The sequence below is a fragment of the Arthrobacter sp. ISL-65 genome, assembly GCF_018613795.1.
In the GTDB taxonomy this organism is placed as follows: Bacteria; Actinomycetota; Actinomycetes; order Actinomycetales; family Micrococcaceae; genus Arthrobacter.
Window position 1 is genome coordinate 40,421 of record NZ_JAGGPN010000044.1, and the last position, 10,630, is coordinate 51,050.

The window sequence follows — 10,630 nt, forward strand, 5'->3', positions numbered from 1 at the left end:
GCTCTTCTCCATGGTCAGCTTTCGGGTAAGTGCCCGGCCAGTCCCTGGACCGACGGTTCGCGTCCGAGCTCCACGTGCGCGAAGGCTAGCGCCGCTGCAAGGTCCTCCTTGCCGTCATAAATGGCCTTGCACAGGCTCAGGTGCTCGGCACACTGAACCTGCGGGTCGCGATGCCCGGTCAAGGTGAAGAGCCACTGCATCCTGCCAAGCAGGGGCTTCATTGAGTACTCCAGTAGAGAGTTACCGCCCATAGCTACGATCTCTGCATGCAGGGCCGTGTTGCTGATCGGTATCTGTTGATGGTCGCGGCGAAGGGTTGCTTCTTCTGCCTGATCCATCATTTGCTGCAGACGGGACGAGGACTGACCTCTTGCCGCGGCCCTGGCAGCGAGGCGTGCGGCGAGGACTTCCAGGCTGAGCCGAAGATCAAAGAGTTCGTTTACGTCGCGGAGGGTGATCTGTTTGACGGTGGCGCCACGCCGGGGGGAAGCGTCGATGAAGCCTTCGGCTTCAAGCTGCTGGAGGGCTTCCCGGACAGGCACACGGGAAACGTTGAGCGTCTGGGACAGGTCACGTTCCCGGAGCCGGGTCCCTGGCGCGAAGTCACCTGAGATGATCAGTTCCCGAATCCGTGCCCGGGCAGTGTCAGCCGAGGACGCGGGAGATACCGCTTGAACCGTCATTAGTACCTCCGTTAGTAACTCGACGGGCAACTTTCCCCAGCGTCTCAGTTATTAAGCGCCACGTGCGTGCCTACCCCCTGCGTGAGCGCAGCGTCGTACAGGAGCCGGCCGATGGCAAGATCCTGCAGGCCGATACCCACCGAGTTAAACAAGGTTACGTCCTCGTCACTGAGGCGGCCTGCCCGCGTCCGCGCCGCCACGTCGCCAAGCTCGGCTTCCACGTCCTCAAAGCTCATTAGACCTTCGGCCACCGGCATGATCAGCCCGCCGGATTTGGCCATGGCCGTGGCGAGGCTATCCACGAAGACCCTGGCCCGCACCATACCCGCCGAATCTATCTCCCGGTGATCCGCCCGGGGACGGGATCCGACGGCATTCACGTGCAGTCCAGGCTTGAACCACCCGCCCTCTACCAGGGGCTCAACGGCGGGTGTGAGGGTGCACAGCACATCGGAGGCCTCCACGACTTCCCGGACGCTGGACGCCCGACTGATGTTCAGGCCGTGATGGGAAATCTCGCCGCAGAAGGCAGTGACGGTGTCCGCGGAACGGGACCACACCACCACGTTCTCGATCGGCAGGACGGCCAGCATGGCCTCAACGTGTGCCACGGCCAAGGCGCCCGCGCCTACCAGCCCCAGTGTGGTGCTGCCGGGCCTCGCGAGCAGCTTTGTCGCTACAGCGCTGGCCGCGGCAGTGCGGACCCGGGTGGGGACTTTTCCGTCCAAAATGGCCAGGGTTTCGCCGGTCAGCTGGGAGACAAGCATGATGGTGGACCGTTGCGTGGGCAGGCTCGACTCCCGGTTAGCCGGGATGTCCGCCAGCAGTTTCACGGATGCCAGCTCCTCGTCGCCGGACAGTGCTGCCATGGGCAGGAACCTTGCGTCTGAAGACGGGAGGACGAGGGAATCAGGGGCCGGCTGAATGGCGGTGCCTTGGCTGAGGCCGGCGAAGACGCGTTCGACGGCGGCGATGGTCCCAGGCATATCGGCCAGGGCCTGGAGCTCGGAGGCCTTAAGAATCAGGGTCATGGGAGGCTTTCTGCATGGAAGTCAGGTTTCGCTCGGACGGGGAGATGAGGGGAAGGGGGACAGCGTCGCGCTATCCATGACGACGCATCAGAGGTCGTTCCGTACAAGGACCCCTTGCGCCACCACGGCGCTGATTTCCTCCAGGGCGGATGCACTGTTCAAAGGATCAGAGTCCACGATGACGGCGTCTGCAAAGGAACCTCGCACCAGTCGTCCTGCCCTGTCACTCCAGCCGAGCAGCGCGGCGGCGTTTACTGTCGCGGCCCTTAGCGCGTCCATTGGTGAAAGCCCGGCCTCGGCAAGCAGGCGCGCTTCGGTGCCTATCGGGGTCACGTTGGATCCGAAGGAGTCGGTCCCTGCGACTACGGTGACGCCGGCTTCATGGGCAGCCCTTACTGCTGCCTTGATGATTGGCGTGTATTCCGTGCCGCGGGCGGCAAGGATGGGGTTGGAAGAGCGCGCCATGCTGGTGATGGCGTCCATTGTGGGCGTGAAGTAAGTGCCGCGGCTGGCCATCCGTGAGATGGTTTCTTCGCTGACGAAGACGCCGTGCTCGATGCTGCGCACGCCGGCCCTGACGGCGCCGTCAATTCCCTCTGCGCTGTATGCGTGGCACAGCACGCCTGCTTTGCCTGATGCCTTGACCACCGCTGAGAGCTGTTCGTAGTTGTAGACGAGTTCGCGGGGGTCTTGTTCCGCCAGGCCCGCTCGGGGGTTGGCGCGGGTTTTGATCACCCGGGCACCGCGTTTCAGGTTGACGCGGGCGAGGTAGGCAAGGTCCGTCGGTTCAGTGACTCCCCTGGACAGGGACGCGAGCGGTGCAAGATCCGGGTCCGCGAGAAGCGAGTCACCGAGTTCGGGTGAAATGAACAGTCCGGCGGGGCTCATCCGGGCCGAAGCGCCGGGGGCCCAGGCCGGCAGGGCGGCGAGGGCGACGTCCTGGTAGAAGCTGGTCGAGCCGCTCCTGACGCTGGTCGCCCCGCCTTGCAGGATGGCCCGCGCATCGGAAAGTGCATTCGCATGGACGTGCACGTCGATGAGGCCCGGAAGGACCCAGCGCCCGGAGGCATCCACGGTGCGTGCCCGCCCGCTAAGCGCGGACACTGCCCGCCGTGTTTCCTCCCGGCTGCCGACGGCGGTTACCTTGCCTCCTTCCAGCACCAGCACCCCGTCTTCCAGTGCATTCCCCGTCTTGGGGTCCACGATGGTGCCGCCCTCGATGATCATCGGCGGGGGTGAAGCGGGGCGGTTCGGGTAACTGGGGCTTGACGTGTTGTCCTCCGCCCGTGCGGCCGGGGCACTTCCAAGCTGCGCAGCGAGGCTTGCCACTGAGATTCCAGCCAGCGCGGCCGCCCCGGCCAGGATGCCGCGGCGTGGGAGAGCGGCGGGAGGCAGGGCAGCGGGGGTGTGATCGTGCAGGCACATTGTTTTCTCCAATGGGGAGGGCCCTGCCGGAGGAGCGAGGGTCCGGTGACAAAAGGGTCAAAATCGTGGTTTGGGCGGGGACGGATGAGCTCCCAACCGGGGAGCGGCTATCCCTCGTGCGTGCTCTCACTTTAGCTCGCTTGGTATACCAAACCAAGATTAAGGATGGGAAGATTCTTTATGGAACAGCAATGGGGTCGGCGATATCCGCGCGCGGATAAGTGGGCGGGAACAGCACGTCGGGCTCCCGGAGCTGGGCGTCCCGTTCGGAGTAGGCTGCCCGCATCTTGGCGAACAGCCGCTGCGCCTCTGCCCGGAGCGCATCGAGATCGATGCCGGGCAGGACGCCGCCGGCAACAACGGGGCGTCCTGCCACAAACGTGTCGGTCACCTGGCGTGCAGTACCGTTCAGCACGAGCGTGCGCAGCGGGTCTTCGATGACACCGTCGCCGAAGCTGCCCAGGGAAACCACCGTAATGTCGGCCTGCATGCCGGGGCTCAGCCTCCCCAGATCGGCGCGTCCGAGGGCCCGTGCGCCGCCGAGGGTGGCGGCGTCAAAGTAGTCGGCCAGGGCACCGGCGTCCGGCCTCCCCTCAGCCATCCGGGTCAGGTGCATGCCCAGATCCATGCCGCGCACAAGGTCCGGCGGGAAGGAGTCAGTACCCAGGCACAGGTTGATGCCTGCCTCGCGGAAACGGTCGAACGAAACAAGCTGCTTCTGGTAGCGGAAGGACGTCAGAGGGCAATGCACAATGCTGACGCCGTGCCGCGCCAGCAGGTCCAGCGGGCCGCCCGGCGCCGACGACGCGGGGTCCTTGGCGTTGATCACCACACCGTGCGGGATCAGGAGGCGGGTGCTGAAAAGGCCGGTTGATCCAAGCAGTTCCAAGACGCCCCGTCCGGCGGAACGCTGCAGGAACTCGTCCTCGAGCGGGGACTGGAGGCAGTGGAGCCGGACGAGCGCATCCCGCTCCCTGGCGATACGCGCCGTCTCCCGCATGAGGTCTTCGGACAGCGTCTCAATGCGGCACGGCAGCAAGACCCCGGTGACTAGCGGGTCTGTGCGCCCGGCGGCATAGTCCATGAAACGCTCTGCATCACGCAGGCCAGCCAGCCCCTTGTCCTCGTCGAAGTGGACCTCGCGGTCGCCTGCGGCAGTGATGACATGGACCCCAGATCGGTAGGCCGGTCCGAGGTAGCCGCGTAGCCCGATCCGCCGGCTGATCTCCGCCACGTCCACGAGTTCGTCGAGTCCTTCAGCCCATGAACTGTGGATCTCGGAGCCGATCGGCATGTAGGTCGTAATGCCGTGCAGGGCCAGCTGCGCCAAGGCAAACTCGCGGACCGTTGCACGCTCCGATGGCGTGAACACGTCGCGGCGGCGGTTGGCGAAGTAGTCGTCCGACCACAGGTGGCCGGCTGCGACATCGGGCGAGGGCCACGAGTCCAGGATGAGGTGATCGATGTCGGCCAGGGCATCGAGGTCTATCAGGCCAGGCATCACCAGGCTCTGGCCATAGTCGCGGTCCTCATCGACCGGGCCCTGGTAGTTGCGCCCCACGAAGACGATGGAATCCCCCTCGAAGACGACCTCGCCGTCCTCGATGAGCGTGTGCCGTGTTCCGTCGAAGCCCAGAACGTACCGGGCCGAGATTTTTTTGTACAACGTGCCTCCCTAGCGGACTGCGACAAATGTGACTTGCCTCTCAATGGGTACGAGTATACAGTCCCTTGGTATACCAAAAGTGAGATTGGGTCCTGCCGGTATCCCTGATCTATTCCCCCGCTCCCCTTCGAAGTTCTATTCCCCGCTCCCCCTCGAAAGGCCTGCGTCATGCGCAATGAAGCGAAGACCACCGGCGGCTCGGCGTCCGTTCTAGTGGACGCTCCGCCCTCCAGTTTTTTCCGTGCCCGTCCGGCCATGTGGCTCGCAATGATCGCGATCTCCACCGCCGTCTGTGCGGTAGCCATCATGATCGGTACCCATAAGTTCCACCTCGGCCCGGCTGCCATCGTCCTGATGCCCATCCTGTGGACCGTGCTCATCGGCGGGTTCCTTGGAGTCCAGAAATGGAAACCGATCGGAGGGCGTGCCCGTGCAGTGTCCACGCACCTTATGGACGTGTCCATCGTTTTCTTCCTGGCAGGCCTCGGCACCCAAATCGGCCCGTCCCTGACGAAGTTCACAAACATCGGCCCCGCTATCCTCCTGCAGGAGGTCGGCCACGTCGTCGGCACGGTCATCCTCGCCCTGCCCGTCGCCGTTGCGCTCGGTCTGGGCCGCACGGCGATTGGTGCCACCTGGTCGATCGACCGCGAGTCCTACCTTGCCTTCGCGATCCAGCGCTTCGGTGTCCGCTCCCCGGAGTACCGCGGCGTGTTCGCCGTCTGGGTGCTGGGCAGCGTCTTTGGCGCCGTGTTCATCTCCCTCCTGGCCGGTCTTCTCGGCGGACTCGATTTCTTTGATCCCCGGGCACTCGCATTGGGCCTTGGGCTGGGTTCGGCCTCCATGATGCTCGGGGGCGTGGGCGCCCTTTCCATCCTGTATCCCGAAATGGCAGGGGAAATCATGGCCCTTGCTGCCCTTTCCAACCTCGTCACCAACATCGTCGGCTTCTACGCCGGCGTCTTTATCGCGCTGCCGATGTGCCAGAAGCTCTACAAGATGTGGTCCCGTATTTTCAGGCGGGACGACCTCGGCCGCCGTGTCCGCCGCGGCGCGCTCATTGGCGCTGCAGTTGGGACCCAGCCGGGCAGCCCGCGCTCCGCGCGCCCGGGCGAGGCAGCAATCGAGTCCGCTGAGGCGTCGGCCATGGACACCGTGGACGTCAACGGAATCCAAGAGGACCCCACAGTTGTCCGGACACCCAAGACGTGGCTCACTGCGTTCGCCGCGACCGGAGTGGCAGGCATCCTGCTGAACGCCCTCGGCACTGGCTCATTGCAGCCTCTGGACGTCGTCGGCGTGCTTATCCTCCTGGTCCTCACGGCCATTGCGCTGGTGCTCGCGAAGCTCGTCCCGGTAGTCCCTTCCAGCATCTGGGTCCTGGCCCTGGCAACCCTTGCCTCCGCGACGTTCCTGCCCGTGGGCCCCTTCATCGCCTCCGCCACGCAGCACATCAACGTCCTCTTCGCGGGCTTGCCCATGATCGCCCTGATCGGCATGTCGCTGGGCCGCGACGTCAAGGCGCTGCGCTCACTGAGCTGGAAGATCGTCATCGTCGCCCTCATAACGTTCACCGCGAGCTTCCTCGCCGCGGCCGTCATCGCCGAAGTTGCCTTCCAGTTCTAGGACATGCTGCTGTGGGACGGCGGCGCTCCCACGAGATCGGTGCCTGCCCGCCGTCAGCCCCGGCCGAACACGGAACAGCCGAAAGGAAGTGCCATGCTCATCACCAACGTCCGCCCTTGGGGCGGGGACACCGTGGACCTCGAGGTTCGCGAAGGACGGATTGCGGCCATTCACCCGGCGGGGACCGCCATCGCAGTCGACGACCGGGCAGTCGACGGACGGGGCCGGATCGCCCTGCCCGCATTCACCGACGTTCACGTCCATCTCGATTCCACCCGAATCGGCCTGCCTTTCCGGGAGCACACCGGCTCGCCCGGCGTCTGGAACATGATGTGCAACGACCGGGAGAACTGGCGCGACACCCCCATCCCCTACAAAGACGTCGTGGCGGGAACGCTGGAGCGAATGATTGCGCGAGGCACCACACGCGTCCGTTCTTATGCCCAGATCGATGTGGACTGCAAGCTTGAGCGCTTCGAGGCAGTCATGGCTGCGAAGGAGCGCTTCGCCCACGCCGCCGACGTGCAGGTCATGGCTTTCCCCCAGGCGGGCCTTCTGATCGAGGACGGCACTGTCCCGCTTCTTGAGGAGGCGCTCCGTGCGGGGGCGACGACCATCGGCGGCATTGACCCCTGCCAGCTGGACCGCGACCCGGTCCGCCACCTGGACATCGTCTTCGGCTTGGCTGAGAAGTACGGGGTCGATGTCGATATCCACCTGCACGAGCCTGGCCACCTGGGGGTCTTCAGCGCGGAACTTGTCTTCGAACGCACCCGGTCGCTGGGCATGCAGGGACGCGTTTCGCTGTCCCACGCCTACGATCTGGCCAATGTCCATCCCGACGTCACCGCCCGGCTCGTGGAGCAGATGGCGGAGCTCGATGTTGCGTGGGCAACCGTCGCCCCGGCTAGCTGCGGTACGCAGTTCGATCTGGCCCGGATGACCGGGGCCGGGATCCGGGTGGGCTTGGGTGAGGACGGCCAGCGGGACTACTGGAGCCCATACGGCAATTGCGACATGCTCGACCGCACCTGGCAGCTGGCGTTCACCCACCGGCTGCGCAAGGATCGGCTGATTGAGCACTGCGCGGCGATCGCCACCATCGGAGGCGCTTCGATCATGGACCGCACCGTCCAGCGGCTCGCTAGTGCCGACGACCGGCCAGGCCTGAGGCCAGGAGATCGGGCCGACATCGTCCTGGTTGACGGCGAAACCGTCACCAGCACGGTCATGGACCGCGGCACCGACCGCACCGTCATCCATGACGGAAGGGTGGTCGCCGACAGGCTCGTCGTTCTGCCGGGCCCGACCGCGTAACTAATCCAAGCAGTTTCCTACCGGGCGGAGGCGGCCGCAGGGGTTCACCTTAGCGTGCGAGTCCGTCGCGTTCCAGTGTCTTGCCTTTGCCGCTCTGCTTGGCCAGACGCGTTGTCTTTGCCAGTGAAGGCTTCTGTGCGACGGCTGCGGTCGCCGGCGTGCCTTCTCCGGTGAGAACTCCACCCCTCCCCACGGAGACCCCGTGGGCGGCTCCGCCGGCCAGGACTAAACGGCTCCGGGACCGTCCCCCGGTCCAAGACCTACCGCGCCCCATTCCGCCGAGACACCCTAGCTGGCTCTTGCCAGCCAAGACTACACATCGTGGGGGGAGGCTCGGTTGCAGTGCAGGCCGGCACCCTGTTGGGTGCCGGCCTTCGCGCATTTCAGTGCAAGGGTGGTCAGTCTTCCTGTGCGACCTCCCTTCCGGGATCTGGCCCGAGGCAATACGGGCGTGCCACCGTAGCTCAGGCTGACCCGGAGGTACTGGAGGGTGAGCAGCTGACTGCACCGGGCGGGACTCGGGCGAAGGGTTCCGGGTCCTAGGCATCCTTCTCCTGCTCTGCTGATCACGTAACACCCCGCACTTCGGGGATCGCCCTCGACCGAGGCCCGGTCGAGGGCGATCCTCTGTCCGGCCAACGCCAGCACTGGGCTTGAGGACCTTGACGACAAACCCAAAGTGAGTCGCGGGCACCCTTAAACTTCACAACACTGGGACCAGGCGTAGTGCGGTGGGCCCTCATATCCGGTTGAACCACACCCAACCGGACGTCAGGTGATTGGCTCGGAGCCGTCAGAATAGGGCTCGTTTCTTCCTGCTCTGACGGAGGCTCGTAAGGCTCTTCGACCCCATCCTGACACTTTCGATCCGCCTGTAGGGGCGGAATCGGCTTATGGGTTCGCTCCTGTGCAGACCGTAGGAGCGCGGTCGCGCTCGTATAGCTGCTGCCCGCGCCAGCTGCGCCTACGTGCCGCCGATTCCGCCGTATCTGCCTAACGGCGATAACGGCGCATATGTGAGCCCCGATCTACGGACCCGTGCCGTCACCGGCGGCGGATCGGCCCATACGGTTATGTCTGGGTTCTGGCGTTGCCAGGCCCTGACCGGGCTGGTCGTGGATGGGCGGGGCATGCCGATGAGCGAGCTCCATACTCCCGGCCCGGACGGTGACAACCCGGCCAGGGCCGGACTTCGAGTGGAACTTGCCCAGGGTCCCCGAATACTGCCGGGCCATCCGGGCGAGGAAGGGCCATCCTTCCTAAACCTGGTGTCGTCGATGACCCACGCCTGTGGACCGACCAGCTCCACGGCCCTGGTTACCAGCACCCCGCCGGACCGGCTCGACCGGCCACGGCGAGGAGGAAACGAACCGTTGCAGCTGCTGGTAATCGATGCCGAGCCCGTTCGCCCATGGGCTGCATCGACGACTTCAGCCGGCCGTCCAGCATCAGCCCCTGCAAGGTACAGCCCGCCCTTGCCGCGCTGATCCTTCCGGGACAGCGACGCGAACACCTCTTGCACGAACTCCTCCAGCAGACCGCGGACTCCGGTGATCTCATCGGTATGCATCCAGCGAAGTTAACGGATCCCCGCCCGGATGAAAGGACCTAACCAAGTACAACTAGGCGCCGTCCGTATGTCGCGGCATCAAACCCGGTACGGTTCACACCACCGCCATCGGGCCGGTGGTTAGGCTGGGTGGATGGCGACAGTTATTCTCGTGCGGCACGGCCGCACCACAGCCAATGCCACTGGACTGCTGGCCGGTCGGGCCGTCGGCGTCAGCCTGGACCAGATCGGGCACGACCAGGCGGCTCCGGAGACCGGCTCGCAGCCGTGCCCGTAGTCGGGGTGGTCTCGAGCCCTCTTGAGCGTTGTCAGCAGACCACCCAGCTCATCCTTGATCGCCAGGCTGGCACCCCGTACGCGCCGGTCGATCTCGATCTCACCGAGTGCGATTACGGCCAGTGGCAGGGCCGCACGCTCAGTGATCTCGCGACCGAGGACTTGTGGTCGGTTGTGCAGTCGCAACCGTCCGCCGTCATCTTTCCCGGCGGTGAATCCATGGCCGCGATGCAGGCTCGGTCGGTGGCAGCGATTCGACGCCACGATGCAGCCTTCGAAGCCGAGTACGGGCCAGAGGCCGTGTGGGTGGCGGTGAGTCACGGTGACATCATCAAGTCAATCCTCGCCGACGCGCTCGGCATGCACCTTGACCTGTTCCAGCGCATTAACGTGGGCCCCGCCTCCGTATCGATCGTGCGCTACGGCGCTAGTCCGCCGAGCGTCTATGCGACCAACACCGACGCGGGGGATCTGTCGTGGCTGTCGAACAGCATCCACTCTGGCGATGCGCCGGTGGGCGGCGGTGCAGGGCAAAAGGCGCCATGAACCTCATGTGCCTAAAATACTGACATGCCTACACGTGTTCACGAGTTTGCCTGGCCTGATCGGGTCGTCGTTGGCACCATTGGCCTTCCGGGGGCGCGCACGTTCTACCTGCAGGTGCGCGCAGGGACGCAGATCGTGAGTATTGCCCTGGAGAAGCAGCAGTCGGCCCTGCTCGCCGAGAAGATCGACGAAATTCTCGACCAGCTCATCACCGTCGAGGGCAACCCCTTCAGCGTTCCCACCAGTACTCCCATTGAACTTGTCGACAATGACCAGCTCGAGGCCGTTCAGGAGCAGTTTCGGACCGGCGCCATGAGCTTAGGTTGGGACCCAACGACGGCGCAGGTCGTTATAGAGGCCTACCCCATCACCGATGTCGATGCTGATGACAACGACGAATCCGGTGATGAGGACGGCGGTAACGAGCCCGAAATGCTGCTGGTGCGAATGCCGGTCGGCACCGCCCGGGCATTCGCCGAGCGCGCCCGTG

General features: G+C 65.0%; 7 protein-coding genes and 1 pseudogene. 4 read left to right on the forward strand and 4 right to left on the reverse strand.

What is annotated here, in order from left to right; translation table 11 throughout:
• Positions 1-14: 14 nt before the first annotated feature.
• The 4 genes from J7I85_RS19485 to J7I85_RS19500 all read right to left on the reverse strand — a co-directional run bounded on the left by J7I85_RS19485 (position 15) and on the right by J7I85_RS19500 (position 4,805).
• The gene (locus J7I85_RS19485; RefSeq protein ID WP_214855800.1) at positions 15-683 is read right to left on the reverse strand and encodes a GntR family transcriptional regulator; all 669 of its coding nucleotides are present in this window, start codon (positions 681-683) and stop codon (positions 15-17) included.
• Positions 684-727: 44 nt separating this feature from the next.
• Complete coding sequence (locus tag J7I85_RS19490; RefSeq protein ID WP_214855803.1) at positions 728-1,714, reverse strand: ornithine cyclodeaminase family protein; 987 nt, start codon at positions 1,712-1,714, stop codon at positions 728-730.
• 87 nt (positions 1,715-1,801) lie between these two features.
• Positions 1,802-3,139 carry an amidohydrolase family protein gene (locus J7I85_RS19495; protein ID WP_214855816.1) on the reverse strand — a complete coding sequence of 446 codons (1,338 nt, stop codon included), beginning with the start codon at positions 3,137-3,139 and terminating at the stop codon, positions 1,802-1,804.
• A 178-nt stretch (positions 3,140-3,317) separates the two neighbouring features.
• On the reverse strand, positions 3,318-4,805 hold the full coding sequence (locus tag J7I85_RS19500) for an amidohydrolase family protein (RefSeq protein ID WP_214855819.1): 1,488 nt from the start codon (positions 4,803-4,805) through the stop codon (positions 3,318-3,320).
• A 168-nt stretch (positions 4,806-4,973) separates the two neighbouring features.
• Here J7I85_RS19500 and J7I85_RS19505 point away from each other — a divergent pair, with 168 nt between their 5' ends.
• The 4 genes and pseudogenes from J7I85_RS19505 to J7I85_RS19520 form a co-directional block, all read left to right on the forward strand.
• Positions 4,974-6,431 carry a DUF3100 domain-containing protein gene (locus J7I85_RS19505; RefSeq protein ID WP_251024577.1) on the forward strand — a complete coding sequence of 486 codons (1,458 nt, stop codon included), beginning with the start codon at positions 4,974-4,976 and terminating at the stop codon, positions 6,429-6,431.
• Between the two features lie 93 nt (positions 6,432-6,524).
• Positions 6,525-7,748, forward strand: coding sequence for an amidohydrolase family protein (locus J7I85_RS19510; RefSeq protein ID WP_214855840.1), 1,224 nt, complete (start codon positions 6,525-6,527; stop codon positions 7,746-7,748).
• A 1,703-nt stretch (positions 7,749-9,451) separates the two neighbouring features.
• Positions 9,452-10,140 (forward strand): annotated as a pseudogene (locus tag J7I85_RS19515) (MSMEG_4193 family putative phosphomutase).
• A 24-nt stretch (positions 10,141-10,164) separates the two neighbouring features.
• Positions 10,165-10,630, forward strand: a 466-nt coding sequence (locus tag J7I85_RS19520; RefSeq protein WP_214855843.1) for a DUF3090 family protein, incomplete at its 3' end; no start/stop codon positions are given.

What these genes read in the sequence shown, in the direction of transcription:
- J7I85_RS19485 (WP_214855800.1), bottom strand. Translation starts at nt 683, where the DNA reads ATGACGGTTCAAGCGGTATCTCCCGCGTCCTCGGCTGACACTGCCCGG.
- J7I85_RS19490 (WP_214855803.1), bottom strand. Translation starts at nt 1,714, where the DNA reads ATGACCCTGATTCTTAAGGCCTCCGAGCTCCAGGCCCTGGCCGATATG.
- J7I85_RS19495 (WP_214855816.1), bottom strand. Translation starts at nt 3,139, where the DNA reads ATGTGCCTGCACGATCACACCCCCGCTGCCCTGCCTCCCGCCGCTCTC.
- J7I85_RS19505 (WP_251024577.1), top strand. Translation starts at nt 4,974, where the DNA reads ATGCGCAATGAAGCGAAGACCACCGGCGGCTCGGCGTCCGTTCTAGTG.
- J7I85_RS19510 (WP_214855840.1), top strand. Translation starts at nt 6,525, where the DNA reads ATGCTCATCACCAACGTCCGCCCTTGGGGCGGGGACACCGTGGACCTC.